This window comes from Archangium minus, from assembly GCF_044360475.1.
Lineage (GTDB): Bacteria > Myxococcota > Myxococcia > Myxococcales > Myxococcaceae > Archangium > Archangium minus.
The window spans coordinates 7,612,837-7,639,825 of record NZ_CP043494.1 but is presented as its reverse complement, the minus strand read 5'-3'; the positions used below and the strand labels follow the sequence as shown (position 1 = coordinate 7,639,825).

The following is a 26,989-nucleotide window of genomic DNA, read 5'->3' as shown; positions in this document are numbered from 1 at the left end:
CACGCCGGTCGTATCGTGAGCGCCGTGAGCAGGCCGACCGGGGCGTCCGGTGGCCTGCGTCAAGGAGAATTGCGCATGCGTTATAGACTGTTCGGCCGCACTGGCCTTTACGTCTCGGAACTCTGTTTCGGAGCGATGACATTCGGCGGGAAGGGCTTCTACGAGCCCATTGGTAAGACGGCCCAGGCCGAGGCCGACGAGCTCGTGTCCATCTCGCTCGAGAGCGGCATCAATTTCTTCGACACCGCTGACGTCTACTCCGAGGGCGAGTCCGAGAAGATCCTCGGCAAGGCCCTCGGCGCGCGCCGCAAAGACGTCGTGCTCGCCACGAAGGTGCGCGGCAAGGTCGGCACGGGTCCGAACCAGCAGGGCCTCTCCCGCGCTCACATCATGAGCGCCATCGAAGGCAGCCTGAAGCGCCTCGGGACCGACTGGGTCGATCTCTACCAGATTCACGGCTTCGACCCGGTGACCCCCTTCGACGAGACGCTGCGCGCCCTCGACGACGTTGTCCGTTCTGGCAAGGTGCGTTACGTCGGCTGCTCGAATCTCGCAGCATGGCAGCTCGCCAAGGCCAACGGCATCGCGGCGCGCCATGGTTGGGCTCGCTTCGAGTCATTGCAAGCCCACTACACGATCGCCACCCGCGATCTCGAACGCGAACTCGTGCCTCTACTGAACGACGCGCAGATGGGGCTCATGGTATGGAGCCCGCTCTCCGGGGGCCTGCTGTCCGGAAAGCATGGTCGTGACGGCAAAAGTCCTGACGGCTCGCGCCGAGCCAGCTTCGACTTCCCGCCCGTCAACAAGGACCGCGCCTTCGACTGCATCGACGCGATGCGGAAGATTGGCGACGCCAAGGGCGCGAGCGTCGCATGCGTCGCGCTTGCGTGGCTGCTCGCAAAGCCCCACGTCTCCGCGATCATTGTCGGCGCGAAGAACGAGGAGCAGCTCAGGGACAACCTGAAGGCGAGCGACTTCGTGCTCGACCCCGCCGAGATCGCCGAGCTCGACAAGGTGAGCGCACTGCCCGCCGAATACCCGGGCTGGATGATCGAGTTCCTACGCAACCAAGGCAGAGCGCCGAAGAACGCTCGCTAACGTCAACTGTTGCCGTCTGGCGAGCCCGCATGCCCGCATGTCGTTCACGCCGTGGGCGACCATGCGGGCTCGTCGGAGGCATTCAAGCGGTCAATGAGATAAAGGGCTTGTGCGTCGGCCCCGCGTGCGGCTCATGGGCTCCTCGTCCGTGTCCCTCGCCTGGGCTTGTCCGTCCTATCGCCCTCGCGCGACACACAAAGGAGAATCGTAAATGCAAAAGCGCAAACTTGGAGAACTCGAAGTCTCTGCCATGGGCTTGGGCTGCATGGGTATGAGCTTCTTTTATGGCTCGCCGCCCGACTCGACAGAGATGACACGGTTGCTGCGCGCTGCAGTCGATCGTGGCGTGACTTTCTTTGACACTGCCGAGGTCTACGGCCCATTCCTCAATGAGGAGTTACTCGGTTCAGCGCTAGCGCCTGTACGCAACCAGGTTGTGATCGCAACGAAGTTTGGTATCAAGCACGGCGAGCACGGGCCAAGCCCGCTCTCGGGCGTCGACAGCCGACCCGAACAGATCCGTCGAGTGACCGAAGCGTCGCTCAGGCGTCTTGGAACCGATTGCATCGACCTGCTTTACCAGCACCGTGTCGATCCGAACGTGCCTATCGAAGATGTAGCCGGGACAGTCAAAGACCTGATTACAGAGGGCAAGGTCAAGCACTTCGGTTTGTCAGAGGCCGGTGCAACGACCATTCGCCGTGCCCACGCCGTGCAACGTGTGACTGCGTTGCAGAGCGAATACTCGCTGTGGATGCGAGAGCACGAGCTGGAAATCATTCCAACGCTTCAGGAGCTGGGTATTGGGTTTGTACCCTTCAGCCCGCTCGGCAAGGGTTTTCTTACTGGCAAAATGGACTTCACCACACCGTTGGCCGACAACGATCTACGCCGTCTGCTGCCCCGCTTTGCGCCCGAAGCTATGCGAGCGAACCAAGCGCTAGTCGACTTGCTCCAGCACATTGCTACCGCCAAACAGGCGACCCCGGCGCAAATCGCGCTTGCTTGGGTGCTGGCGCAGAAGCCGTGGTTTGTGCCGATCCCCGGCACCACCAAGCTGCATCGACTGGAAGAAAATCTGGGCGCTATCGACCTTGAGCTGACGTCTCGAGATCTGCAGAGCATCGAGGAAGCAGCCGCGCACATCCAGATCCAAGGAGCGCGCGTCCCAGAGAGCCTGCAGTCCCAATTCGGCCGATAGAGCGACAGAGCTATCTGCCAGTCCATACCCTGCGATTGCCCACGTCGGACCCCCTCCGTTTGGTCCTTCTTTGGTCCCGAGGAGCCCGATTTGGTCCCCAAAAGCAAACCGCGCTCCCCTGCCAGCAGAGGGCGAGGCTCACAGCGGCGGGTAACTTCATGTGGAAGCGGCGGGAATCGAACCCGCCGCTCCAGGTGACTGTGCCGGTCAGAGCCGGACCTGGATCTCGTAGCGCCGGTTCTTCGCCTTCTTGGCCGGCGTGTTGTCTGGCTTCACCAGCGGCTGCTCCGAGCCTCGGCCCACGGCGATGATCTCCGAGCGCGGCACGCCTCGTGCGATGAGCTCCTTGACGATGACCTCGGCGCGCTTCTCGCTGAGCTCCTTGTTCTTGGCCGCGTCGCCGCTTGAGTCGGTATGTCCGGAGACCTCGAACTTGTAGTTCGTCACCCCGCCCGCATCGAGCTGCTTCTTCGCCGCGATGAGCGCGCTGGTGAGGTTCTTGAGCTTCTTGTCGCAGCCGGGCTCGAGCACGTCCGTCCCCGACTTGAAGCTGCACTGGTTCTTGCGCGCCTCTTCCGTCAGCTTCGCGTTGACGCGCTTCTCGATGGCTCCCTTGCCCGCGTCACCCGCCGACTTCTTGAGCTGCTCAAGCGGGTTCTGCGCCAACGAGACCGTGGGGACCGCCAGCAGGGACAGGGCGATGCACAGCGCCTTCATCTTCATGGCTCTCTCCTTCGTGGGACTTCGAGGAGCCCAGGCTGCATGGAGGGTCCCGGAGGCGTCCAGCTTCATGAAGAGGTCATGGGGGCTGCAAAGACTGCGTGCCCACCCGCCCGGCCGCAAGGCTTGCGCCCCTTCGGGCCTCTTCTCCAGGGGGCCCACCCTGGCGTGCTTCTTGCCCTGCAAGTCCTGAAGAAGGCGCCATCATGTTCCACTTCCCCAGGGAATTCCTCGTCGTCCTCGCGCTCCTGCTGACGGGTCCCGCTCGTGCGGTGGAGCCGGGCAGTCCTCTTCGCATCCAGCCGCCGCCCCGGCCTCGCCCAGTGGTCACGCCACCCGCGTCCAGGCCCAGGCCCGTTGAGCTCGCCCGTTTCCTGGAGTCCCCCGGGCGCGAGGAGGCCTCCGTGCGGCTGTGGCTGCGTTTCAACCGGGAGGCGCAGGGGATCGCGCAGGGCACCCGAGACTTCCTCGACACGCTCGGGCGCTTCAACGCGCAGGCGCCCCAGGAGGTTCTCCTCGCGCATGAGCACGTGCGGCTCGATGCCGAGTTGATCGCCACGAATCACGAACTGGTCGCGCTGGCAGAGGCGCGAAAGCTGCTGCTCGACGAGCTGGGTCGGAGCGATCCGGACAATGCCCTCCTCGATGGCGAGCGCCCGCCGCCCTGGTCCCCGGATGGAACGCTCGAGCGGGACGCGCTCGTGGGGCCGCTCTCGCCAGCCGTGGATCGTCTGCTGGCCCGCCTGGCCTCGGTGGATCGGCTCTTGGCCTCCCTGGAGGAGCAGCTGCTGCCCGCGGCCGAGGAGTCCCTGGGTTCCGCGCTCATCTCACTCTCCTCGGGTGAGGCGAGCCTCCTGGAGGTCCTCGAGGGCCTGCGATTCCTCAACCGGCAGCAGCGGGCCCACCTGGAGCTGCGCACGCAGCGTGAGCTCCTGCTCCTGGAGTTGGCCCGGCAGCTCGGTTGCTCCGTGGAGCAGCTGCCCTGGGCTTCTGCTCCCCCGCAAGGTTGATTTCCGTGCAGGGGAGGGGTGGTGACCCGGTGTTTCTCGAATTCGGGCGCGCTAAGACGTTTACCTACGAATGGCGGAGACCTTGTTCGAAGAGTTGAAGCGTTACGTGGGCTTTGGACCCGAGGATGAGCAGGCACTCCGGGCCCTGCACGAGGTGGCCCAGCCCGAGTTCCCGGCCATCGCGGAGGTCTTCTATGCTCGCATCCTGGAGCACGAAGGCGCTCGCAGCGCCCTGGCCGGCGAGAGCCAGGTGGGGCACCTCAAGGTCACGTTGCGGGCCTGGATGGAGCAGCTCCTGCGTGGGCCGTGGGATGAGAACTACTACAACCTGCGCTGCCGTATCGGCCGCATGCACGTGCGCATCGCGCTGCCCCAGCACTACATGTTCGGCTCGATGAACACCCTGCGGCAGGAGTTCAACCGCATCATCGACGAGAACTATGCCCGCCAGCCGGAGGTGCTGCGGGCCGCACGCGTGGCACTCGGGAAGATCCTCGATCTCGAGCTGGCCATCATGCTGCACACCTACCGGGAGGACCTCCTCGCCCAGCAGGCGCGCAACGAGCGGCTGTCCACCTTCGGCCAGCTCGTGGGCTCCATTGGGCACGAGCTGCGCAACCCCCTGGGCGTCATCGAGACATCGCTCTTCATCCTCAAGGGTCGTCCCCTGGCCTCCGACGAGCGCGCCACCAAGCACCTGGAGCGCATCGGTGAGCAGGTGACGCTGGCCAATCGCATCGTCTCGGACCTGCTGGACATGATCCGCGACAAGCCGCTCAAGCGCGAGCCCCTGCGGCTCGACGAGGTGTGGAAGGACGCGCTCACCTCGGTGCAGGGAGCTCCTGGTGTGTCCATTCAGGCGGAGGGGTTGGAGGGGCTCCCCACGCTGCAGGGAGACCCCGGGCAGATGCGCCAGGTCTTCGTCAACCTGCTAGAGAACGCCGTGCAGGCCTTGGGTGAGACGGGGACGGTGACGCTGTCGGCCTCGTCGGGCCCGGAGGCGGTGGAGCTCATCCTGGAGGACTCGGGGCCGGGCGTCAGCGAGCCCATCCGGCGCCGGATGTTCGAGCCGCTGATGACCACCAAGGCCCGGGGCATCGGCCTGGGCCTGCCGCTCGTCAAGCGCATCATTGAGCGCCACGGTGGCTCTATCGTCTACGCTCCTCGCGAGGGCCGGGGCGCGCGTTTTGTCCTGAAGCTCCCGCTCCCCACCTCTTCCCTGTAGTAGGGAAGGACCTAGGGAATGGCATGAGGAACTACCTGCTGCTCGATGACAACAAGGCCTTCGCGGAGAACCTCGCGGAGATCCTCAGGGATGCGGGGGACGAGGCCACGGTGGTGACGGATGGGGCCCAGGCCCTGGAGTTGGCGCGTACCCAGCGCTTCGACGTGCTCCTCACGGACATGAAGATGCCGGGCATGAGCGGGGCCGCGGCGGTGCACCACATCCGCAAGGTGGATCCGGGACTCGCCGCCGTGGTCATCACGGCCTATCCCGGAGAGGATGACCTCGAGACCGCTCGGCGCGAGGGGTTGCTCGCGGTGCTGCCCAAGCCCGTGCCCATTCCCACGCTCGTCTCGTTGTTGTCCGAGGCACGTCGGGACGGGCTGGTGGCGCTCGTCGAGGACGACCTGGCCCTCAGCGACAACCTCACCGAGGTGTTGCGTTCCCGCGGCTTCTCGTGTGTCACCGCGCGCTCGGTGCTGGACGCGGAGCAACTGGCCTCGGTACAGCCCTTCGCCGCGCTGGTGGACCTGCGGCTGCCGGGTGGCCCAGATGGAGAGGCGCTGCGCCGGCTGAGAGCGCGCTTCCCCGAGCTGCCGGTCTTCGTGATGACGGCCTTCCCGGAAGTGGTACCCGAGGCGGCCATGCCGGAGTACGCGGGCATCTTCCCCAAACCCTTCGATACGGCCGAGTTGCTGAACGTGCTGGAGCGCGTCCACGCTTCGCGTCGTCAGCAGGTGTCATGAGCCTTCCCCATTCATCTCATCGTCCTCGGGTACTCGTCGTCGATGACAACGCGGCCTTCCTCGACAACCTTCAGGAGTTGCTCGGCGACGCGGGTTACCTGGTGGAGGGAGCGAGCAGTTGCCGCGAGGCGCGCGAGCGGGCCGGGGACGGCTTCGACGTGGCGCTGGTGGACCTGCGGTTGCCGGACGGGGAGGGGACGGCGCTCGCCCGCGAGCTGAAGGAGAAGGTGCCCGAGTCCGAGGTGGTGCTGCTCACGGGCTTCGCCACGTTGGAGACGGCGGTGGCGGCGGTGCGCGCGGGGGCCTGCGCCTATCTGATGAAGCCCTGCGCGCCCAACGAGCTGCTTCTCACGCTGGAGCAGGCCATGCGCCAGGTGCGCCTGCAGGCCGAGAAGCGCGAGCTGGCGCGTCGGGCCCAGGTGACGGAGAAGCTCGCCGCGGTGGGCACGATGACGGCGGGGCTCTCCCATGAGATTCGCAACCCGCTCAACGCGGCGGCCCTCCAGCTCTCCGTGCTGGAGCGTCGGGTGCGGCGGCTCTCCGAGGACTTGCAGCCCAACCTCCTGGAGCCCCTGATGTTGGTGCGCGATGAGATCCGCCGGTTGGATCACATCCTCGAGGACTTCCTCCAGTTCGCGCGGCCGCGCGAGTTCCGCCCGGAGCCGGTGGAGCTGAAGACGCTGCTGCGGCGTGTGGTGGATCTCCTGGGGGGCCAGGCGGATGCTCGCCGCGTCCGGCTGGAGCTGGAAGGGGAGGGGCTCCTGTCGGTACCCCCCGTCTGGGGCGAGGAGGAGCGGTTGCGGCAGGTGATCATCAACCTGGCCATCAACGCGCTGGAGGCCACGCCGGCGGGAGGGCTCGTCCGTGTCTCCGCGGGCCGCGAGGGAGACATGGCGTGGATCACCGTGGACGACACGGGCCCGGGTGTCCCGCTGGAGGTTCGCGACCGGCTCTTCGAGCCCTTCTTCACCACGAAGGCGCAGGGCTCGGGGCTGGGCCTGTCCATCGTCCACTCCATCGTGACGCAGCACGGCGGCACGCTGGAGGTGGACAGCTCTCCGGAGGGTGGGGCGAGGTTCTTCCTGCGCCTGCCCCTGGCTCCCTGAGCTACTCGGAGACGGCCTCGGATTCCGAGTTCTCCTCCTCCGGACTCGGGGGCGGAGCGGGCTTGCCGTCCGTGGCGGCGCTGTACTCCTTGAGTCGGTACTGCACCTTGCGCACGCTGATGCCGAGGATCTCCGCGGCCCGCGTGGTGGAGCCGTGCACCATCTCCAGGGTACGGAGGATCGCCTCGCGTTCGATCTGCGCCAGCGAGGCGCCCGGGATGAGCGACGACGGCGATGAGCCGGTGGGCCGAGGGCCACGCAGCACGGGCGGCAGATCATCCGTCGTCAGCTCGTTGCCCGCGGCCAGCACCACGGCACGCTCAATGGCGTTCTCCAGCTCGCGGATGTTGCCCGGCCAGTCATACGACAGCAGCGCCTGCAGCGTGCCCGGTGCCAGCCCCCGCACGTCCTTGCCGTACGAGTCGCTGTACTTCTCCAGGAAGTGGTTCACCAGCGCGGGGATGTCGCTCTTGCGCTCGCGCAGAGCGGGCAACGTCACCGCCACCACGTTCAGCCGGTAGTAGAGGTCCTCGCGGAACCGGCCTGCCTTCACCTCGGCCGTCAAATCCCGATGGGTGGCCGCCACGATGCGCACGTCCACCTTCAGCGACTGCGTGCCGCCCACGCGCTCGAACTCGCGCTGTTGCAGCACGCGCAGCAGCTTCACCTGCACGGACGGGGAGATCTCACCAATCTCGTCCAGGAAGAGGGTGCCCCCGTCGGCCAGCTCGAAGCGGCCTTCCTTGCGGGCCAGCGCGCCGGTGAAGGCGCCCTTCTCGTGGCCGAACAGCTCGCTCTCCAGCAGGTTCTCGGAGAGCGCGGCGCAGTGCACCTTGATGAAGGGCTTGTCGCGCCGTTGGGACTCCTGGTGGATGGCCTGGGCGATCAGCTCCTTGCCCGTGCCGGACTCACCGAGGATGAGCACCGTGGCCCGGGTCGTCGCCGCCCGGCGCACCACGTCGTAGATGGCTTGGAGCTGGGGCGCTTCGCCGATGATGTTGTGGAAGCGCGTGCGCTGACGCACCTGCTCGCGCAGGGTCTCCGTCTCGCGCTTCAGGGCCCGCTTCTCCAAGGCCTTGCCCAGCACCACCAGCACGGCGTTGGCGTCCAGGGGCTTCACCAGGTAGTTCTCGGCGCCGGCGCGCATGGCCTCCACCGCCGTCTCCACGCTGGCGAAGGCGGTCATCACAATGAACGTGGCGTCCGAGCCCTGCTCGCGGGCCTTCGCCAGGAAGGTGAGCCCGTCCATCTTCGGCATGCGCACATCCGTCAGGACGGCGGCGGGCGAGAAATCGGCCAGGCGAGCGAGCCCCTCCTCGCCATTGGAGGCCTCGGCGACTTCATAACCTTCCTCGCCCAGGATGGTGGCGATGGCGCGGCGGGCATTGACCTCGTCGTCGACGACCAGGATGCGTTGAGCGGACATGGTGTGAACCGTAACAAGCAATCGCCCAGGACGGGCGAATTCCGGAGACGGTGAGCAACCACGCCCGGCACGCCGCGTCAAGGGTCGTAACCGGCTGCACGCCCCCCTCGCAGCCAACACCACGGCTGTTCATGGAGGCGATCCTCCTCGAGCGCCTCCTCGTGCTGCTCGTCCCAGGTGTCGATGATGGGCTCGATGCGCGGGGTAATCCGCAGCACGGAACTGGGGAAGCAGCGCTCCGGGAGCGCATCGAAGACGCGCCGGACGAGCGCCGCGTCATCCTCGTTCCGCACGGCCACATGGGGCCGGACGATCAGGTCCGTGTAGTGGGGGAGTCCATCCGGACCATCCACCCGGCGGGCCACCGCGGAGCTCTGGTAGAAAAGAATCTCCACACCCAGGGAACGCGCCTGCTCCAGGAAGGCCAAAAGGGTACGTCCCTCTACGGCGCCCACCAGCAGAGTCTCCGGGTTCCACTGCCCTTCCAGCTCATCAAGCTGTCCAGCCAAGGGAATGGCCGGTACCCGATCTCCAGACAGCCGTGCTCCATACTCCCTCTCCCACTGGAGCCGCGTCTCGAACTCGGTGATGGCAACGTAGGTCACATCGCACCTCCGGGTATCGTTTACCCATGATGGGACCTTCAATGTGCGTGCCGGAAAGACCTCCCAGCACGACAAAATGAGCACGCCTCGGCGGGCCTCAGGGCAGGAGGCTGAGTGCCCGCCTGCTCAGGTAGGTCGGATGAGCAACACCGGCCTGGAGCTGTTCTGAAGCACCTCCTGCGCCACCGAGCCCACCAGCGCTTTGCTCAACCCCGAGCGCCCATGGGTGGCCAGACAGATGATGTCGCAGCCATGCCGCTCGGCCGCCTGGTTGATGGCCTCGGACACCTTCCGTCCGTGCACCACCTCCACCCGCGTGGAGATGCCACGAGCAGCCGCCTCGGGAGGGATGAGTCCCCGCAGCTGCTCGGCGAGGCGCTCCTGCTCGGGGGTGTGGGCTGGGGCGCCCTGCGGCCCGAGGTACTGAGCGTAGAGGGGCGGTGTTCCGTCCAGGGGCTCCAGCACGTGCAGCAGGTAGACGGTGCCGCCGGCGGGGACGATCGAATAGGCATGGCGGATGGCGCTGACGCCCACCTCGGAGAGGTCCGTGGGGGCCAGCACCCGGCGCACCTCGGGGATGGTGAGCGCTGAGGCCATGCTGGCCGGCACACACAGCACCGAGACGGGCGATTCATGGACAATGCGCTGCGACACCGAGCCGTACCACCACTTGCTCGCTCCGGTGCGCTGGTGGGTGCCCACCACGATGAGATCTGCCTCTTCCTTGCGCGCCAGTGCGACCAGCGCATCCGAGGGCCGGCCCAGACCGATATCCAGGTGCACCCACACCGCGCCGGTGCCGGGCATGTCGCCCAGGCGGGCTGTGAGATCTCTCCGCAGCGCCTCTTCGACCTCGGACGTCACCTCGGACTCGGGGGAGAGGGGGACGCCATAGCGCACGTGGGCATCCGCGCCCCAGTAGTGGTGGGCAGCCACCACCTCGCAGTTGCCGAGCGTGCGCAGCTTGCGCACCCAGGCCACCGCCGCCTCCGAGGGCGAGGAGAAGTCCAAGCCCAGGAGCAGACGCAGGCTGCGCTCTCCACGAGCCCAGGCCTCCAGAGGGCCCGCCGAGCGGACGACCAGCACCGGGCACCGGGCGGACTGCACCACCCGCTCGGCCACGTTGCCGATGCGCCAGCGCGGCGCTCGCTGCCCATGGTGGGACACCACGATGAGCGAGGCATGAACGACGGCGGCATGCTCGACGAGCACCTCGTCCGGGGAGCCCTCTAGCAGGTGGAGTTCCACCCGCGTGTCTTCGGTGCGCAGCGCAGCGGCCTGTTCCTCCAGGCGGGCGAGCGCATCCCGACGCAGGGCCTCATCGGCCGAGGTGGTGCGCCCCGCGCTGCCGTACTCGGTGACGTGTACCAGGTGGAGCACCTCGCCACTGCGGCGGGCGAGTGCCGCCGCCGCCTTGGCTGCCGTCATCGCCCGTTCCGAGAAGTCCGTTCCGAAGACGATCGACATGGTGCTCCCCCATGGCCTGTCTCAGGCCTCGTACTCGGCCGCCAGGCTGCGGCGGTCCATATCCTCGATGAGGTGCTGGGCGTAGCGGACCATGTCCGCCTCCGTGAGGATGCCGACCAGCTCTCCGTCCGCTCCCACCACGGGCAGGCAGCCGTACTTGTTGTCCAGCATCAGCTTCACCGCGTCGCGGGTGGGCGTGTCCGAACGCACCGTCTTTACGTCACGCACCATGACGTCCGAGGCCCACAGCGGCTGCTTGGCAGGATCCGCTCCGCCGCGCTGCGCCGCGGCTCGCAGCAGATCGCGATGGGTGATGAGCCCTACGAGCTTGCCGTTACGGACCACCGGCAGGTGGCGGATGCGATGCAGGCGGAGCAACTCCTCTGCCAGGGCCAGGTTCTGGGTCTCCGTGAGCGTGACCAGATTGCTGTGGGTCATCAGCTCTCCGACGGTCTGCATACGTATCTCCGGTCCTCGTGTGTCGTGGGTTCTGAAAGAAGCTATTGCAGGTTTGGTTCCAAGGAGGTCTCCCCTCTGGGCCCGCCACGTTGGCTGCCATACGCGGTAGTTGCCAGCCGCAACGTTTTCGTGTTTTCGCGAGCCACCCGCAGATGCTGCGGGGACTTGCCTGATGGCTTCCTCGTGAACAGGGCGCCCTCCAAACGGTTGAAGCGGGGTCCTCCGGTGCGCTACACCCCAGCCCAGTCGCTAGGGGTGCCTCCGGAGAGAGGCTGAGACGGCCGTGGAGCGGCCAACCCTTGGAACCTGAACCGGTTAGCACCGGCGGAGGGAAGCGGCGGGCGCTCCTCTTCTTGCCCGCTCCCTTTGTCCGGGCAGAGGAGGAGTGACGTGAGCGGAGCCTCGAAGAGCCTCAAGGTGGATGGCAAGGTGCTGGAGGGTATTACCCGCGGGCCCCTACCGGCCTCGCGCAAGGTGTACGTGTCCGGCGTCCAGCACCCGGACATCCGCGTGCCCATGCGGGAGATCAGCCAGACGCCCACCCGCCACGGCCACGGTCCGGACGCGAAGGTGACGCCCAACCCCTCCATCCTCGTCTATGACTCGAGCGGCCCGTACACGGATCCCGACGCCACCCTCGATCTCCGGGCGGGGCTGCCCGCGCTGCGTGCCGAGTGGATCCGCCGCCGGGGGGACGTGGAGGAGTTGCCTGGAGTCACCTCCGAGTATGGCCGCACCCGCGAGTCGGACCCGCGCCTGAACGGGCTGCGCTTCGCCCACCGCCGCAAGCCGCTGGTGGCCAGGCCGGGTGCCAACGTCACCCAGATGCACTACGCCCGCAAGGGCATCATCACCCCGGAGATGGAGTTCGTGGCCGTGCGCGAGAACCTCAAGCGCGAGGCCGTGGCCGCCGAGCTGTCCCGGCAGCACCCGGGCCACTCCTGGGGCGCCGCCATCCCTCGGGAGATCACCCCTGAGTTCGTGCGGGACGAGGTGGCGCGGGGCCGGGCCATCATCCCGGCCAACATCAACCACCCGGAGCTGGAGCCGATGATCATCGGCCGCAACTTCCTGGTGAAGATCAACGCCAACATCGGCAACTCGGCCGTCACCTCTTCCATCGAGGAGGAGGTGGAGAAGATGGTGTGGTCCATCCGCTGGGGCGCGGACACGGTGATGGACCTGTCCACCGGCCGCAACATCCACGAGACGCGCGAGTGGATCCTCCGCAATGCCCCGGTGCCCATCGGCACGGTGCCCATCTACCAGGCGCTGGAGAAGGTGGGCGGCAAAGCCGAGGAGCTCACCTGGGAAATCTACCGCGACACCCTCATCGAGCAGTGTGAGCAGGGGGTGGACTACTTCACCATCCACGCCGGCGTGTTGCTGCGCTACATCCCGCTCACGGCGAAGCGCGTCACCGGCATCGTCAGCCGGGGTGGCTCCATCCTGGCCAAGTGGTGCCTGGCCCACCACAAGGAGAACTTCCTCTACACGCACTTCGAGGAGATCTGCGAGATCCTCAAGGCGTACGACGTCAGCTTCAGCCTGGGTGACGGGCTGCGGCCGGGCTCCATCGCGGACGCCAACGACGCGGCGCAGTTCGGCGAGCTGGAGGCGCTGGGGGAGCTGACGAAGATCGCCTGGAAGCACGACGTGCAGGTGATGATCGAGGGCCCCGGCCACGTGCCCCTGCACCTCATCCAGGAGAACATGACGAAGCAGCTCGCGGTGTGCCACGAGGCGCCCTTCTACACGCTGGGGCCCCTCACCACGGACATCGCGCCGGGGTATGATCACTTCACCAGCGGCATCGGCGCGGCGATGATCGGCTGGTTCGGCACGGCGATGCTCTGCTACGTCACGCCCAAGGAGCACCTGGGGCTGCCCAACCGGGACGACGTGAAGGAGGGCGTCATCACCTACAAGATCGCCGCCCACGCCGCGGACCTCGCCAAGGGGCACCCGGGCGCGCAGATGCGCGACAACGCCCTGTCCAAGGCCCGCTTCGAGTTCCGCTGGGAGGATCAGTTCAACCTCTCGTTGGATCCCGAGCGCGCCCGCGCCTTCCACGACGAGACCCTGCCCGCCGAGGGCGCCAAGGTGGCCCACTTCTGCTCCATGTGCGGCCCGCAGTTCTGCTCGATGAAGATCACCCAGGACGTGCGCGACTACGCGGAGAAGGTGGGGCTCGACGAGCAGAAGGCCCTGGAGACGGGCATGGCCGAGAAGAGCGAGGAGTTCAAGAAGGCCGGCGCGGAGATCTACCGCTGACTTTTGAGGTCTCCTCTCACCACCCGACGCCCGGTGCGTGACATCCGCCCCGGGATTGTCGGATGATGGACTCCAGGGGGCGCGGTGATCGCGCCCCCCTCAGGACCTGGAGGGGTTCTCATGGACGTGCAGCAGCCGGCCGGCTTCATCACGGGTTCTCCGCTTCCCACGGCGGAGGAGAAGCAGTGGGCCATGCTCGCTCACGTGCTCACCCTGGCTCCCTACGTCATTGCGATGCCGTTCATCGGGTTCGTGGGGCCCCTCGTCATCCGGAGCACGAAGGGGGCTCAGTCCGGCTGGGTCGACAACCACGCGAAGGAGTCGCTCAACTTCCAGATCACCCTGCTGATCGGCTACGTCGTCTCGCTGGTGACGGCCTGCATTGGCGTGGGACTCGTCCTGGGCGTCGTCATTGCCCTCTTCGGGCTGGTGATGACGATCATCGCCGGTATCAAGGCGTACAACGGAGAGGTGTTCCGCTACCCGGCCACCCTCCGGTTGATCAAGTAACGCTCAGCCGCCAATGCCCATCATGGGCAGCAGGTAGGCGCCAGCGCCGGGCTCCGTGAAGCGGTGGCCCTCCGGCTTCTCGCCGAGGGCCGCGCGGATGGCCAAGGCGAGCTCCGCGTCCGTGGCGCCGCCACGGATGAGCGCGTGCAGCGGGGCCTGGGCGCGTCCGCCGAGGCAACTGCGCAGGTCGCCATTGGAGGCCACGCGCACACGGTTGCAGCCGCCGCAGAAGTTCTGGGTGAGGGGAGAGATGAAGCCCACCCGCCCCCCGGGCGCGCGCCAGTAGGTCGCCGGGCCCGCGGTGGCGCCGTGCTGCTCATCGTCGGGGACCAGGGAGAGTCCGGAGGCCTGGAGCCGCTCCACCAGCTCCGCGGTGGGTACCGGCGTGCCCTGGCCAAAGGGCATCAGCTCGATGAAACGAGGCGTGATGCCTCGGGCGTGGGCGTAGGCGACCAGCGCTGGGGCCTCGGCGTCGTTCACCCCGCGCATGGTGACGACGTTGAGCTTCAGGGCGGCGTAGCCCGCTCCCACGGCCGCGTCGATGCCTCGCAGGATGGAGGCGAAGTCCCCCTGCTTGGAGATGCTCCGGAAGGTGGCCTCGGACAGGGTGTCCAGGCTGATGTTGAGCTGGTTGGCGCCCGCCTCGCGCAAGGGCACGGCCAGCCGCTCCAGGTGGCTGGCGTTGGTGGTGATGGCCACCTGCTCCATTCCCGGCAGCGCGGCGATGCGCCGGACGATGTCGACGATGTCCGGGCGGATGAGGGGCTCGCCCCCCGTGAGGCGCACCCGGCGGATGCCCATCCGGGCGAAGACGGAGGCGATGCGCTCGAATTCCTCGGGGGACAGCAGATCCTTCTTCCCCCCCCAGCTGGCGGGCGAGCAGTACGAGCAGCGGAAGTTGCACCGGTCCGTCACGGACAGGCGCAGGTACGTCATGGTTCTTCCCTGGGCGTCCTGCAGGGGAGGGAGCAGGGGATCCCTCTGTTGGGGAGCGGGCATCATGATGTGGTCCGACTATTAACCCCATTCACTCCCGCTGGCATCCCCGCCGATGCGCTTCTGTTCAGGCGCACCCGGAGGGGAACTTACTCGCGCGAGTTGCCCTGGCGTCCTCCGGCCAGGACCGAGAGAACGACGGAGGGCTCCGCACGACCCGATGAAGCTGGGGTCGAGGCTCCTACCCCCGAGTTGGGCGTAGGGGTCGTGGGGGCCGGATTGGCACCTCGAGGACTCGGGGTCGGGCTCCCAGGGCCGGGGATGGTCTGGTCGATTTCATCCAGGTCATCACTGAGCCGGGCGAGGGTGGCTTCGGCCTCCTGGGCCTGGGCCTCCGCCTGCACCAGCGTCAGCTTCCGGTTGTGCATGTCTTCCTTGATTTTGATGAGCGCCTGCTCACCGATGTCGAGGAAGGCCCGGACGACCTCGCGATCGAACTGCGTCCCGGCGCAGCGGGTGATCTCCGCGATGGCGTTGGCGAAGGTGGTGCCCTTGCGGTAGGGCCGGTCGCTGGTCATCGCGTCCAGGGTGTCCGCCACGGCGAAGATGCGCGCGCCGATGTGGATCTCCTGGCCCCGGAGGTTGCGCGGGTAGCCCTGACCATCCCAGCGCTCCTGGTGCGACAGCACGATCTGCGCCGGCGTGGCCAGGAAGGGGATGTTCTGGATCATCTGGAAGCCGATGTCCGGATGCTTGCGCATCTCCTGCCACTCCTCCGGGGTGAGCTTGCCCGGCTTGAGTAGCACGGCGTCCGGCACGCCAATCTTGCCGATGTCGTGCAGGAGGGCGCCACGGCCGATCTCCTCCAGCTCCTGGCCCTTGATGCCCAGGCGCTCGGCGACGGCGTTGGTGTAGCGCACGACGCGCTGCGAGTGGTCCGACGTCTCGTGCTCGCGGGCGTCCAGCGCCGCCACCAGCGCCAGCAGGGTGGCCTGGTAGGTGTTGGCGATGTCCCGGAGCGCGTTGCGCAGCTCGGTCGTGCGATCGCGCACCTTGCGCTCCAGCTTCTTCTGGTAGCGCTTGCGCGCCAGCTCGATGCGGCGCTTGGCGAGCGCGCGCTCGATGGCACGGATGAGATCCGTCAGCTTGGGTGGCTTGAGGAGGTAGTCCACCGCGCCCCGGCGCAGGCAATCCACCGCGGACTCGGTGTCGCCATAGCCGGTGAGCATGATGACGGAGGTGTCCGGATAGCGCTCGCGCAGCTGCTCGAGCAGCCACAGGCCATCCTTGCCTGGCATCTTCATGTCGCTGATAACCAGCGGCGTCTCTTCCTGCGCGGCGATGTCCAGGGCCATCTCGGCGCCACTGGCCACCACGCAGTTGTAGCCCTCTTCCCTGAGGAGGACGGAGATGACGTCACGCACGGAATCGTCGTCGTCGACGATCAGAATCCGGGGAGGTACAGGAGGAATGGCTTCCACGGGGGGCGATTCTAGGAGGATCGGGCTCCAGAAGGCCAACCCGACGCGGTTTTTCCCGTTTCCTGGTCGCTCGGTTGGGTTCCCTAGAAGGTGAGACAAGCCTCCCCGACGGCTCTGCGGCGGGGGAATCGATCAAAACGAAACGGAGTGGGTGCTACCAGGGAAGAGGCCCTGCGATACGCGCGGCAGCCTGCCCAGGTGGGGCTTGAGGGCGCTGGAGTGCGGCTGGGTTGACGGCATGGGGGTCTTTCCGCTACCTAATGAGCCGTGCGTTTCACGTCCATCCACCATCATGCGCATCATCATCGGCCCTCCGACGGGACCGCTCGCCGTGCGCATGCCTGGGTGAAAGCGTAGAGACGCCCCCAGACGCACCCGCCGCAGTGAACGGAAGCCCGTCCCACCCAGGACGGGCTTTTTTCGTTTCTGCGCCCGTCCCTCCCCCAGGTACCTCACGATGCTGAAAATCGCACTGCCCAACAAAGGCCGCCTCTCCGAAGAGGTTCGCGAGCTGTTCAACGATGCCGGTCTGGAGGTTCGGGTCCGCGGAGAGCGCGCGCTTACCGCGTCGCTCGGTGGCGAGTTCGAAGCCATCTTCGTCCGAGCCCAGGACATTCCCGAGTTCGTCGCCGATGGCGCGGCGGACGCGGGCGTCACCGGGTGGGATCTGGTGTGTGAGTCCGGCCGCGAGCTGGACCTGCTGATGGACCTGGAGTTCGGAAAGTGCCGCCTGGTGGTGGCCGCCCGCGAGGAGAGCGGCATCCAGAAGCTCGAGGACATTCAGGATGGGGTCCGCGTGGCGTCGTCCTTCACCCGGCTGACGCAGGAGTTCTTCACGAAGCGCGGTCAGCGGGTGACGGTGGTGCCGGTGTCGGGGGCCACGGAGATCGCCCCGCACCTGGGCATCGCGGACATCATCGTGGACCTGACCTCCACGGGCTCGACGCTGAAGATGAATGGCCTGCGCGAGGTAGGGACGGTGGTCCAGTCGAGCGCGAGGTTGATCGCCCGCAAGGGTCACGAGCCCGAGGCGGCGGCGAAGCTGGAGGAGCTGCGGCAGGCGCTGGGCTCGGTGCTGGCGGCCCGGGGCAAGCGCTACCTGATGGCCAACGTGCCGCGCCGCGTGCTGCCCAATGTGCGTGAGGTGTTGCCGGGCCTCAACGGTCCCACGGTGGTGGACGTGCAGGGCGGTGACTACGTGGCCGTGCACGCCGTGGTGCCCGCCAAGAGCATCTACCGCACCATCGCCGCTCTGAAGACCCTGGGCTGCGAGGGCATCCTCGTCACCCGCATCGAGAGGTTGATGCCGTGAACGCGCCCTCGATCAAGTACCGGGGACGGCTGAATGCGTTGTCCCCCGACGCCCGCCGCCGCCTGTTGGATCGCACCGGGACCTCCGATATCCGCGTCGCGCAGCGCACGGCGGACCTCATCGCCCGGGTGCGCCACCAGGGAGATCGGGCGCTGCGTGAGATGGCTCGCGAGTTCGACCGGGCGGAGTTGCAGTCGCTGGAGGTGCCGCGCTCGGTGTGTGAGGAGGCGCTGGCCTCGCTGGAGCCGAAGCTGAAGGAGGCGCTGGCCCGCGCGGCTCGCAACATCGCCAAGGCGCACGCGGCGCAGAAGCCCCAGGTCACCGAGGTGGAGACGGAGCCGGGTATCGTCGTGGGCCGTCGGCCGGATCCACTCGGGCGCGTGGGCGTGTATGCACCGGGTGGCCGAGCCGTGTACCCGAGCAGCGTGCTCATGGGTGTGGTGCCCGCGAAGGTGGCTGGGGTGGGCGAGGTCATCGTCTGCTCGCCGCCGGGCCCGGATGGGAAGCCCTCGGCGGGAGTGCTGGCCGCGGCGGCGCTGGCGGGCGCGGACCGTGTGTTCGCCCTCGGTGGAGCAGGGGCGGTGGCGGCCATGGCCTATGGTACCGAGAGCGTGCCGCGCGTGGACCGCATCGTCGGCCCGGGCAACGCCTATGTGGCCGCGGCCAAGCTCCAGGTGGTGGACGCGGTGGCCATCGACGCACCGGCGGGGCCCAGTGAGATTCTCGTGGTGGCTGATAGCTCGGCGGATCCCGAGGCGGTGGCTCGAGAGATGCTGGCCCAGGCCGAGCACGACCCGGATGCGTGCTGTGTAACCGTGGCGGTGGGTGACGTCCTGGCGCAGGCGGTCGCCGCGGCGGTGGAGCGGGCGGCGGCTCGGGCGAGGCGTCACGAGATCGTTACACGGGCCCTGCGCGAGCGTGGTGCGGTGCTGAGCGTGGACTCGCTGGAGGAGGCTTGGCCCTTCGTGGCGGAGTTCGCTCCCGAGCACCTGCTCATCGCCACCACGTCTCCGATGGAGGATCTGCCGAAGGCACGCAACGCGGGGACGGTGTTCGTGGGTCAGTACGCCTCGGTGGCCTACGGCGACTACATGACCGGCGCCAACCACGTGCTGCCCACCGCGGGCCTGGCTCGCGCGTACTCGGGGCTGAGCGTGCTCGACTTCTACCGGTGGACCACCTACCAGCGCGTGACCCGTGACGCGGCGGCGCGGCTCGCCGATGACGTGGGGTTGCTCGCAGACAGCGAGGGCCTCTTCGCCCACGCCGATGCCGCTCGCGGCTGGAGGAAGTCATGAGCCTGCCCTCACGCGCCTCGTACCGGGACATTCCGCTGTACTCGCCCTCGAAGGTGAAGTGCAGCGTGGACCTGAGCGACAACACCAACCTCTTCGGCATGCCCCCGGCCGCCGAGCGCGTCCTGCGCGAGACGGTGGCCACTCAGGTGAGCCGCTACCCCGTGGGCTACGCGCCGGACCTGAAGCAGGCCGTGGCTCGCTACACGGGCGTGGAGCCCTCTCGGGTGACCACCGGGTGCGGCTCGGATGACGTCATCGACAGCACCCTGCGCGCCTTCCTGGAGCCGGGTGAGGTCATCGCCTTCCCGGATCCCACCTTCGTGATGATGTCCTATTTCGCCAAGGTGAACGGCCTGCGCTACGCGCCGGTGCCGCTGCGGCCGGACTTCGACATCGACGTGGACGGGCTGCTCGCCACGGGCGCGAAGCTCATCTACGTGTGCTCGCCCAACAACCCCACGGGCACGGTGGCCTCGCGCGCCGCGCTGGAGCGGCTGGTGGACAACGCGCCCGGTATCGTCCTGCTCGACGAGGCCTATGCCGAGTTCGCTCGGGAGAGCCACCTGGATCTGGCGGCCAGGCCCAACGTGCTCGTGACGCGCACGCTGTCCAAGGCCTTCGGGCTGGCGGGCCTGCGGGTGGGTTACGCGGTGGGTAACCCCACGCTGGTCGCCGAGGTGGAGAAGGCTCGCGGGCCCTACAAGGTGACAGGGCTGTCCGAGCGCATGGCCGCCGCGGCGCTGACCGAGGACCTGCCGTGGATGAAGGCTCGGGCGGAAGAGTCGCTGGCCATCCGGGCCCGGCTGGTGTCGGAGTTGGAGCAACTGGGGCTGAAGACGCTGCCCACCGAGGCCAACTTCGTGATGGTGCCGTTGCCTGGCGCTCCCGCGGTGGCGGAGCGGATGCGGCAGCGGGACGTGAATGTGCGGGCGTTCCAGGGACTGAAGGGCATCGGGGACGCGCTCCGGATCGGATGCGGCCCTTGGACCATGATGGAAGCGGCGCTGGGTGCGCTGCGGGAGGCTCTGCGGTGAGAGTGACGCTTTTCGACTATGGGGCGGGCAATCTGCACTCGCTGGCCAAGGCGATCGCCATGGCACCGGGCGTGGAGGTGCGTGTGCAGGAGGACCCGATACGGGCGCTCGACACGGATGTGCTGGTGCTGCCGGGGGTGGGTGCCTTCGGCGCGGCGGCGGCGCGGCTGGCGCCAGGGCGCGAGCAGATGCGGCGTGCGGTGGAGGCGGGCCTGCCGTGCCTTGGCATCTGCCTGGGCATGCAGCTCATGTTCGACACGAGCGACGAGGGTGGCGGCCAGGGTCTGGGGCTCTTCCGGGGCCGGGTGACGAAGCTGGCCTCCCGGCGCGTGCCTCACATCGGGTGGAACACGGTGGAGGAGGACACCGCGCTGAAGAGCGCGAAGCTGGGCACCGTCTACTACGCGCACAGCTTCGTCTGCCGCGCCGAGGAGCCCGGTGTGGTGGTGGGCTGGACGACGCATGAGGAGGACCGGTTCCCCGCGGCAGTGCGGCGCGGGAAGGTGCTCGGCGTGCAGTTCCACCCGGAGAAGAGCTCGGTGGCCGGTGTGCGCTTCGTGCAGGCCTTCCTCGAGGAGGTGCGCTCGTGATCGCCATCCCCGCCATCGACCTGCGCGAGGGCGCGTGCGTGCAGCTCGTGGGTGGTTCCTACGCTGACGAGCGGGTGCGGGTGAATGATCCCCTGGACGCGCTGAAGCGCTGGCGCTCGTTCGGCTTCAAGACCTTCCACGTGGTGGACCTGGACGCGGCGTTGGGTAAGGGCTCCAACGAGGGTCCCATCGGGCGGCTGCTGAACTACGAGCCGGGGCTCACCTTTTCGGTGGGCGGCGGCGTGCGGAGCACGGCCAAGGTGGAGGCGGTGCTCGCGCTGGGCGCTTCCTACGTGGTGGTGGGCACGCGGGCCATCGAGGACGCGGTGTGGCTGCGCGAGGTGGCCGAGCGTTTCCCGGGCCGCGTGGTGGTGGCCGCGGACGTGAAGGGCCGCGAGGTGGTGACGCGTGGCTGGACGGCGGGCAGCGCCCGGGACATCGCCAGCGTGCTGGAGTCGCTGGAGCCTCTGCCCCTGGGTGGCCTGCTGGTGACAGCAGTGCACAAAGAAGGGCAGATGGAAGGCGTGGACATGCCGCTGATGGAGGAGGTGGCCCGGTCGAGCCGGCACCCGCTGTTCGCCTCGGGCGGTGTGACGACGGTGGAGGACCTGCGGGAGCTCGGGCGCGTGGGCACCTTCGGGGCCGTCATTGGCATGGCGCTGTACACGGGCAAGCTGGACGCGGCCGAAGCGGCGCGGGAGTTCGCATGACGACCATCGTTCGAGAGACGAAGGAGACGAAGATCACGGTGGACGTGGCTCTGGGCAAGGGCACCGCCAAGGTGGACACGGGCCTGCCCTTCTTCGATCACATGCTGTCCACCTTCGCGCGCTACGCGGGCTTGGATCTGACGCTGCACGCTCGCGGTGACCTGCGGCACCACCTCATGGAGGACGTGGCCATCACCCTGGGCACGGCGGTGCAGAAGGTGATTCCGGCCACGGCGGCCCGCTACGGCGAGCGCACCATCCCCATGGACGACGCGCTGGTGCAGGCCTGCATCGACGTGGGCGGGCGCTTCTATTACCGGGGGCCCTTGCGCAACAAGCTGTACGAGCACGTGATGCGCTCGTTCTGCGAGCACGCCAAGGTGACGCTGCACCTGCGCATCCTGCGCGGCAAGGACAGTCACCACGTGACGGAGGCGGCGTTCAAGGCGCTCGGGATGGCGCTGCGTGACGCCATGGTGGACTCGGGAGTGGTGTTCAGCACGAAGGGCACCGTCGCCCTGGAGGTGAAGTGAGATGCTCACGCGGCGACTGATTGTGTGTCTGGACGTGAAGGGTGGACGCGTGGTGAAGGGCGTCCAGTTCGAGGGTCTGCGCGACGTGGGTGACCCTGTCGAGCTGGCCATGCGCTACGAGCAGGCGGGCGCCGACGAGGTGACCTTCCTCGACATCTCCGCGAGCAACGAGGAGCGCGGCACCCTGTGGGACCTGGTGCAGCGCACGGCGGAGCGGCTGTTCATCCCGCTCACGGTGGGCGGCGGCGTGCGCACGGTGGATGACGTGGGCCGGGCCCTGCGGGCGGGGGCGGATAAGGTGAGCATCAACTCGGCGGCGGTGGCCCGGCCCGAGGTGCTCACCGAGTGCGCCGAGCGCTTCGGCGCCCAGTGCGTGGTGGCGAGCATCGACGCCAAGCGGGACGGCGACCGGTGGCGCGTGTACACCCACGGCGGCAAACGCGCCACGGACCTGGACGCGGTGGCCTGGGCCCGCGAGTGCGTGAAACGTGGCGCAGGTGAAATCCTGCTCACGAGCATTGACCGGGATGGGGCCCGTTCGGGGTATGACCTGGAGCTGACGCGGACGATCGCCGAGCAGGTGGACGTTCCGGTCATCGCCTCGGGTGGTGCGGGCAACGCGGAGCACGTACGGGCCGCGTTGCAAGAGGGCAAGGCGGAGGCGGCGCTGGTCGCGGGTATCCTCCACGACGGCGTCACCACTGTCGGGGCGATCAAGTCGCTGCTCGAGAAGAGCGGCCTCGGGATCAGGAGCCTCTGAATGGATGCGCAGGCGTTGATGCAGGCGGCTGAGGAAGTGGCGCGCAGGTCGGGAGACGTGGCGCTCGGGTTCTTCCGCCAAGGCGTTACGGTGGACACCAAGGGCGACGGCACGCCGGTGACGGTGGCGGACCGGACCGCTGAGAAGACCGCGCGCGAGTGGATCGAGTCCCACTTCCCTGAGGACGGCATCCTCGGGGAGGAGTTTGGTGAGACGCGGCCCGGAGCGAAGCGCCGGTGGATTCTGGACCCCATCGACGGCACGAAGACGTTCATCCGCGGCGTGCCGCTGTGGGGCACGCTGGTGGCGGTGGCCGAGGGCGAGCGGATCCTCGCGGGCGCGGCGTACTTCCCTCCGGTGGCCGACATGCTGGTGGCGGCGCCGGGGCAGGGGTGCTGGTGGAACGGGAAGCGGACGCGGGTGTCCGCCGAGGCGGACCTGTCCCGGGCGCTGGTGTTGTCCACCGACGAGCGCTTCCAGGTGCACCCGGAGCGGGGCGTGAAGTGGCGGGCGCTGACGGCGAAGGCGTCCATCGCCCGAACGTGGGGTGACTGCTACGGCTACCTGCTGGTGGCCACGGGGCGGGCGGAGGCGATGATCGACGAGATCCTGTCACCCTGGGATGCGGCGGCGCTGCAGCCCATCATCGAAGAGGCGGGCGGAGTATTCACGGACTGGACGGGGACGAAGACCTCGTTCGGCGGCAACGCGATCGCGACGAACGCGGCGCTCGCGGGACAGGTGCGCGAGCTGCTGGGCGCGACGACGAGGGGATGATGCTGGATCTGTCGAAGCTGGATTTCACCAAGGGCAACGGGCTGGTGACGGTGGTGACGCAGGACGCGCACTCGGGCGACCTGCTGATGGTGGCGCACGCGGACCGCGAGGCGTTGGAGAAGACGCTGGAGACGGGCGAGATGTACTACCGCTCGCGCTCGCGCGGGCTGTGGCACAAGGGCGGCACGAGCGGGAACGTGCAGCGCGTGGTGTCCCTGACGGCGGACTGCGATGGGGACGCCGTGCTGGCGCGGGTGGAGAAGGCGGGCCCGGCGTGTCACACCGGGGCGGAGACCTGCTTCGACATCGGGCCGGTGGATGCGCTCGTCGAGCTGGACCGGACCATCGCCCAGCGCGCGGCGAAGGCGCCGGAGCCGGGTGAGAAGCCGAGCTACACGCGGCGACTCCTGGACGATCGCAACCTGCGGCTGAAGAAGATCGGCGAGGAGGCCGTGGAGCTGGTGACGGCCTGCGCGGACGGGGACAAGGAGCGCGCGGTCGAGGAGGCCGCGGACGTGCTCTACCACCTGCTCGTGGCAGTGCGCCCCCTGGGCGTGACGCTGGACGACGTGAAGGCGGTGCTCGCGCGCCGCGCCGGTAGGACCGTCGCTCCCGCCAAGAAGTAGCCTCCCTCTCTTTTGAGGATTATCTCGTGCGAGGGACCTTCTCGGATCTCCAGGGCCGCTTCTCGCTCACGGCGCCCGAGGAGGGGCGGTATCGCGTCGTTGCCGGGCAGATGCAGGGGGTCTTCTCCCGTGAAACCTCCCAGGTGGTCGAGGTTGGCAAGGGAGGTGCTCGGGTACGGCTGCGTTTCGCGGCGGCTCATCGGCTCTCGGGTGTCGTGGTGGACAGGCGAGGCCAACCCATCGCGGATGCCAACGTGCGAGTACAACCCGCCTTCCACGAGGTGGAAATCTCGTGTGGCGGTTCGACTCCAGGTACGAGGACGGATTCCGACGGCCGCTTCACCTTTCGGGGCGTCTCGGGTGAGCTGCTCCGGCTGCACGTTTGGAAGGAGGGCTTTGGGGGGGCGGAAGGGGCGGGCCCGCAGGGCAGCATTCCCTTGAGTCCTGATGCGCGGGAGGTGCGCGTCGTTCTGGTGGATCCCGCTGTCGTCAAGGGCCGCTTTGTCCATGAGGATGGCTCGCCGGTCACGCACTTCAGCGTGAATGGCGAGAGGTACGAGGACAAAGAGGGCAGGTTCGCCCATCCCCTTGACCGCTTGGGAACGGTGCTGATCGAGCTGTACCTGTCTGAGTCTCCGCTCGAAAGTGTCCGGCGCACCGTGACTATCCACCAGGAAGAGGTGGAGGTGGACCTGGGGACCATCACCTTCAAGCCGGAAGAGTGAAGGCGCGAAGCAGCCCCCACGCCCCGGCGCGCGCATCCCCCAGTGCGCGCGCCGGGTGAAGCTCCTGCTCAGTGCACGGCGGTTTGCGCCGGCTGGATGAAGCTCACCGGCTCGTCGCGGAACTCCTTCACGAACTCGGCCCGACGCTCGAGGAGCAGCTTCACCTGACCGATGTCGCGAACGGGGCCAACCTTGATGGGCGAGTCCTCGATCGGGCCAATCGGATCGATCGGGAGCACGCCGATGTCGCTGATGAACACCTCGTCGAAGCGGACCGGGTCGAACCGGGGGACGCGGCTGCATTGGACGCAGTGGGCGATGTCGTACAGGCGCTGCCAGCGCTGCTGGAGGTCAGCGTACCGCCAGGTGGGCGAGCCGAGCTGCGGATCCGGGACGCCGAACGACAGGCCGGGGCCACCACCCGTCAGGAAGCCGGAGAGTGGGGCGGGGATGCCCGCCATCGGGTCGATATGGGTGAAGTAGGTGCGGGTATCGCCGTGGTGGCAACCCTGGCAGGTGTTGAGCGAGAACTGGTGGCGCGCGCAGGCCTGCGTGGTGTCCCATGGATCGATGTTGACCCTCCAGAAGGAGGGGTCGATGAGCGCGTTGCCTCCTCGGAAGTAGGACGAGCCGTAGATATGGGGGACGTTGAAGGTCGAGGAGCAATTGTTGGGCAGCGAGCTCGTCGCCGGGGTACCCACGAGCACGTCGTTGAGCACGTACGAGTCGATGGTGGCGTCGCCGAAGGCCGAGAAGGCCGAGTCATTCGGGGACTGCGCGACCGTGTGCTGCCGCAGCAGCCCGCTCACGGGCGTGTCGGCCTGACCCGGCGTCTCCTTGGCCAGCCGGAACTCACGCAGCTCCCACCAGCGGGAGTTGAGCGCGTTCTCGTTGGTGCGGATCTGGTTGATGGCGTTCTGGTTGCCCTTGCCCGGGGCCTTGCCGTGCAGGACGACGCTCTCGGTCAGCGACTGGAGGTGCGCCAGGTAGCTGGCGTTGAAGCCGCCGTAGGTGTTGAGCCTCGTCCACTCCCTCGCCCACGCGGCCACCTTGCCGCAGCCGGTGATGGGCACGCCGTACTCGAAGATGACGGTGAAGGGCTTGAGGCCGCACGTCTTCTGGCTCCCCGCGCCCCAGGGGTTGGGCTGGACCACGCCGAAGATGAAGCGCAGCTCACCCGCGTCCGTGGGCTGGCTGGAGACGCGGCCGCCGTAGCCGCTCGGGCCCGTGGTGGTCCCACCCAGGTCGAGCCGGTTGACGATCGCCAGCAGGCGGAAGGGCGCGATGTCCAGGTTGAGGGGACCGGTCAGGAACACCTCGTTGCGCCCGGTGGAGGGGCTGTAGACCATGAACGCGGACACACCACTGGCCGTAGCCCAGGGCTCGATCACCTGGCTGAACATGGCGGTGCGTGCCGCCACGACATCGCCATTGACGGTCTGGTTGTTGACCCAGAGCTTCAGCCACTCGAGGACGAAATTCTCTGGCGTGGTGCCCGAGCCCTGCGCCATCTCACGCATGAGGTGGGCGAAGGTCCACGCGCCGCCCTGCGTGCCCGCGCCGGTGCAGGGATCCCACGTCCGCTCCGGATTGAGCACAACCGCCGGAGAGGTGATGAACAGCGACTCACCCCACTTCTGTAGGGTGGAGGCAGGGATGGACGGGCAGCTGTTGGTGACGGGCGTGGGGTCACCCGAGATGACGCCTCCCAGGTCCAGGGGAAGTGCCCGGGTCAGGGACACTGGCGTGCGGCCCTGGAACACGATGCTCTGAGAGGAGACCTCGCCGAACTCGCCGGAGGAGAGTCGCTTCTCGCTCTCGAGTCGGCGCTCAAACTCCTTGGCGTCGTGCTGGGTGAAGAGGGTGAAGAACTCGGAGCCTGGGCTCTTGGGAATCGCACCGAGCTCGGCGAGCGCATCCGAACGGAAGAGGAGCTGCGGATCCTCCCGAGTACCAATCACGCGGACGAGGCTTCCCTCCAGCTCCTTGTTGGCCGGTGCGGGCAGCCGCACGTGCACGGCCATGTTCTCGCCGAGCGCGGTCGGCTTGGACAGTTGCTGCATGAAGACCTGGGCGGAGGCCTCCGGTTCGGAGAAGGGGAGCTTCTCCAGCGGCTCGAGTTCGCCCTCCTGGGGGGCCTCTGCTGCCCGGGCCTGGGTGTTCGGCTCCTGAGGCTCTCCGCTGTTCGGGGCCTTGCTCTGAGAGCAACCGCTGGCCGCCAGCAGGCTACCCGCGAGCAGCAGTGGTGAGAGGAACCACGTTTTGGCGCCACGGAAGTGTCTGGTCATGTTCGTCCTTTGCGACAGCCAGAGACAGGCCAGAGCAACCACCGTGCCGGGCGGTCCGGCAGGGCGTGT

At 67.8% G+C, this 26,989-nt stretch carries 26 protein-coding genes, 1 tRNA gene and 1 riboswitch; of the genes, 18 read left to right on the top strand and 9 right to left on the bottom strand.

All coding sequences use genetic code 11. From position 1 onward, the window contains the following. Positions 1-75: 75 nt before the first annotated feature. Positions 76-1,101 carry an aldo/keto reductase gene (locus F0U60_RS31055; RefSeq protein WP_395805168.1) on the top strand — a complete coding sequence of 342 codons (1,026 nt, stop codon included), beginning with the start codon at positions 76-78 and terminating at the stop codon, positions 1,099-1,101. Positions 1,102-1,312: 211 nt separating this feature from the next. Further along, positions 1,313-2,302 carry an aldo/keto reductase gene (locus F0U60_RS31050; RefSeq protein WP_395805165.1) on the top strand — a complete coding sequence of 330 codons (990 nt, stop codon included), beginning with the start codon at positions 1,313-1,315 and terminating at the stop codon, positions 2,300-2,302. A gap of 161 nt (positions 2,303-2,463) precedes the next feature. On the opposite strand, the gene F0U60_RS31045 is transcribed toward F0U60_RS31050, so the two are convergent. Next, positions 2,464-2,552, bottom strand: a tRNA-OTHER gene (locus tag F0U60_RS31045). Then, complete coding sequence (locus F0U60_RS31040; RefSeq protein ID WP_395805163.1) at positions 2,510-3,025, bottom strand: OmpA family protein; 516 nt, start codon at positions 3,023-3,025, stop codon at positions 2,510-2,512. Before F0U60_RS31040 ends, F0U60_RS31045 begins: the two co-directional genes overlap by 43 nt. Positions 3,026-3,228: 203 nt before the next feature. Here F0U60_RS31040 and F0U60_RS31035 point away from each other — a divergent pair, with 203 nt between their 5' ends. The 4 genes from F0U60_RS31035 to F0U60_RS31020 all read left to right on the top strand — a co-directional run bounded on the left by F0U60_RS31035 (position 3,229) and on the right by F0U60_RS31020 (position 7,109). Continuing rightward, a complete protein-coding gene (locus tag F0U60_RS31035) occupies positions 3,229-4,032 on the top strand; it encodes a hypothetical protein (RefSeq protein WP_395805161.1) in 804 nt (267 codons plus the stop codon). Between the two features lie 70 nt (positions 4,033-4,102). Continuing rightward, on the top strand, positions 4,103-5,257 hold the full coding sequence (locus tag F0U60_RS31030; RefSeq protein ID WP_395805158.1) for a protoglobin domain-containing protein: 1,155 nt from the start codon (positions 4,103-4,105) through the stop codon (positions 5,255-5,257). Between the two features lie 23 nt (positions 5,258-5,280). Next, positions 5,281-6,003 (top strand): response regulator, encoded by a 723-nt coding sequence (locus F0U60_RS31025; protein ID WP_395805155.1) that lies wholly within the window; start codon positions 5,281-5,283, stop codon positions 6,001-6,003. Next, positions 6,000-7,109 (top strand): sensor histidine kinase, encoded by a 1,110-nt coding sequence (locus tag F0U60_RS31020; RefSeq protein WP_395805153.1) that lies wholly within the window; start codon positions 6,000-6,002, stop codon positions 7,107-7,109. Before F0U60_RS31025 ends, F0U60_RS31020 begins: the two co-directional genes overlap by 4 nt. 1 nt (position 7,110) lies before the next feature. Here the strand turns inward: F0U60_RS31020 and F0U60_RS31015 are convergent, their stop codons facing one another. From F0U60_RS31015 to F0U60_RS31000, 4 genes are all read right to left on the bottom strand, one after another. After that, positions 7,111-8,535, bottom strand: coding sequence for a sigma-54-dependent transcriptional regulator (locus tag F0U60_RS31015; protein WP_395805151.1), 1,425 nt, complete (start codon positions 8,533-8,535; stop codon positions 7,111-7,113). A 77-nt stretch (positions 8,536-8,612) separates the two neighbouring features. Continuing rightward, the gene (locus F0U60_RS31010; protein WP_395805149.1) at positions 8,613-9,140 is read right to left on the bottom strand and encodes an OsmC family protein; all 528 of its coding nucleotides are present in this window, start codon (positions 9,138-9,140) and stop codon (positions 8,613-8,615) included. A gap of 126 nt (positions 9,141-9,266) precedes the next feature. Then, complete coding sequence (locus F0U60_RS31005; RefSeq protein ID WP_395805147.1) at positions 9,267-10,607, bottom strand: universal stress protein; 1,341 nt, start codon at positions 10,605-10,607, stop codon at positions 9,267-9,269. A 21-nt stretch (positions 10,608-10,628) separates the two neighbouring features. Continuing rightward, positions 10,629-11,066, bottom strand: a complete 438-nt coding sequence (locus F0U60_RS31000; protein WP_395805145.1) for a CBS domain-containing protein — start codon at positions 11,064-11,066, stop codon at positions 10,629-10,631. A gap of 241 nt (positions 11,067-11,307) precedes the next feature. Further along, positions 11,308-11,416, top strand: a riboswitch (TPP riboswitch). 40 nt (positions 11,417-11,456) lie between these two features. Here F0U60_RS31000 and thiC point away from each other — a divergent pair. Further along, a complete protein-coding gene (thiC, locus tag F0U60_RS30995; RefSeq protein WP_395805143.1) occupies positions 11,457-13,340 on the top strand; it encodes a phosphomethylpyrimidine synthase ThiC in 1,884 nt (627 codons plus the stop codon). Positions 13,341-13,460: 120 nt separating this feature from the next. Next, a complete protein-coding gene (locus tag F0U60_RS30990) occupies positions 13,461-13,850 on the top strand; it encodes a DUF4870 domain-containing protein (protein ID WP_395805141.1) in 390 nt (129 codons plus the stop codon). A gap of 3 nt (positions 13,851-13,853) precedes the next feature. Here F0U60_RS30990 and moaA read toward each other — a convergent pair whose 3' ends face one another. After that, positions 13,854-14,852, bottom strand: coding sequence for a GTP 3',8-cyclase MoaA (gene moaA, locus F0U60_RS30985; protein WP_395805139.1), 999 nt, complete (start codon positions 14,850-14,852; stop codon positions 13,854-13,856). Positions 14,853-14,935: 83 nt separating this feature from the next. Beyond that, entirely contained in the window at positions 14,936-16,267 is a 1,332-nt protein-coding gene (locus tag F0U60_RS30980; protein WP_395805137.1) for an HD domain-containing phosphohydrolase, read from the bottom strand. 457 nt (positions 16,268-16,724) lie between these two features. Here F0U60_RS30980 and hisG point away from each other — a divergent pair, with 457 nt between their 5' ends. Genes hisG through F0U60_RS30930 form a run of 10 tightly spaced genes read left to right on the top strand, consistent with a single transcriptional unit; the run spans position 16,725 to position 24,632 of the window. Further along, on the top strand, positions 16,725-17,579 hold the full coding sequence (hisG, locus tag F0U60_RS30975; RefSeq protein ID WP_395805135.1) for an ATP phosphoribosyltransferase: 855 nt from the start codon (positions 16,725-16,727) through the stop codon (positions 17,577-17,579). Continuing rightward, a complete protein-coding gene (gene hisD / locus F0U60_RS30970; RefSeq protein ID WP_395805133.1) occupies positions 17,576-18,877 on the top strand; it encodes a histidinol dehydrogenase in 1,302 nt (433 codons plus the stop codon). Before hisG ends, hisD begins: the two co-directional genes overlap by 4 nt. Then, complete coding sequence (locus F0U60_RS30965; RefSeq protein ID WP_395805131.1) at positions 18,874-19,911, top strand: pyridoxal phosphate-dependent aminotransferase; 1,038 nt, start codon at positions 18,874-18,876, stop codon at positions 19,909-19,911. Before hisD ends, F0U60_RS30965 begins: the two co-directional genes overlap by 4 nt. Next, a complete protein-coding gene (gene hisH, locus F0U60_RS30960; protein ID WP_395805129.1) occupies positions 19,908-20,501 on the top strand; it encodes an imidazole glycerol phosphate synthase subunit HisH in 594 nt (197 codons plus the stop codon). Before F0U60_RS30965 ends, hisH begins: the two co-directional genes overlap by 4 nt. Then, positions 20,498-21,211, top strand: a complete 714-nt coding sequence (locus F0U60_RS30955) for a HisA/HisF-related TIM barrel protein (protein ID WP_395805127.1) — start codon at positions 20,498-20,500, stop codon at positions 21,209-21,211. Before hisH ends, F0U60_RS30955 begins: the two co-directional genes overlap by 4 nt. Further along, positions 21,208-21,744: an imidazoleglycerol-phosphate dehydratase gene (locus F0U60_RS30950; protein ID WP_395805125.1), complete on the top strand. Its 537-nt coding sequence runs from the start codon at positions 21,208-21,210 to the stop codon at positions 21,742-21,744. Before F0U60_RS30955 ends, F0U60_RS30950 begins: the two co-directional genes overlap by 4 nt. Position 21,745: 1 nt before the next feature. Beyond that, the gene (gene hisF / locus F0U60_RS30945; protein ID WP_203405522.1) at positions 21,746-22,504 is read left to right on the top strand and encodes an imidazole glycerol phosphate synthase subunit HisF; all 759 of its coding nucleotides are present in this window, start codon (positions 21,746-21,748) and stop codon (positions 22,502-22,504) included. Continuing rightward, positions 22,505-23,281 carry a histidinol-phosphatase gene (hisN, locus tag F0U60_RS30940; protein WP_395805122.1) on the top strand — a complete coding sequence of 259 codons (777 nt, stop codon included), beginning with the start codon at positions 22,505-22,507 and terminating at the stop codon, positions 23,279-23,281. Then, positions 23,278-23,907, top strand: a complete 630-nt coding sequence (gene hisIE / locus F0U60_RS30935; RefSeq protein ID WP_395805120.1) for a bifunctional phosphoribosyl-AMP cyclohydrolase/phosphoribosyl-ATP diphosphatase HisIE — start codon at positions 23,278-23,280, stop codon at positions 23,905-23,907. The genes hisN and hisIE overlap by 4 nt, the downstream gene beginning before the upstream one ends. Positions 23,908-23,933: 26 nt before the next feature. Then, complete coding sequence (locus F0U60_RS30930; protein ID WP_395805118.1) at positions 23,934-24,632, top strand: carboxypeptidase regulatory-like domain-containing protein; 699 nt, start codon at positions 23,934-23,936, stop codon at positions 24,630-24,632. 68 nt (positions 24,633-24,700) lie between these two features. Here the strand turns inward: F0U60_RS30930 and F0U60_RS30925 are convergent, their stop codons facing one another. Next, the gene (locus F0U60_RS30925; RefSeq protein WP_395805116.1) at positions 24,701-26,920 is read right to left on the bottom strand and encodes a hypothetical protein; all 2,220 of its coding nucleotides are present in this window, start codon (positions 26,918-26,920) and stop codon (positions 24,701-24,703) included. Between the last annotated feature and the right edge of the window lie 69 nt (positions 26,921-26,989).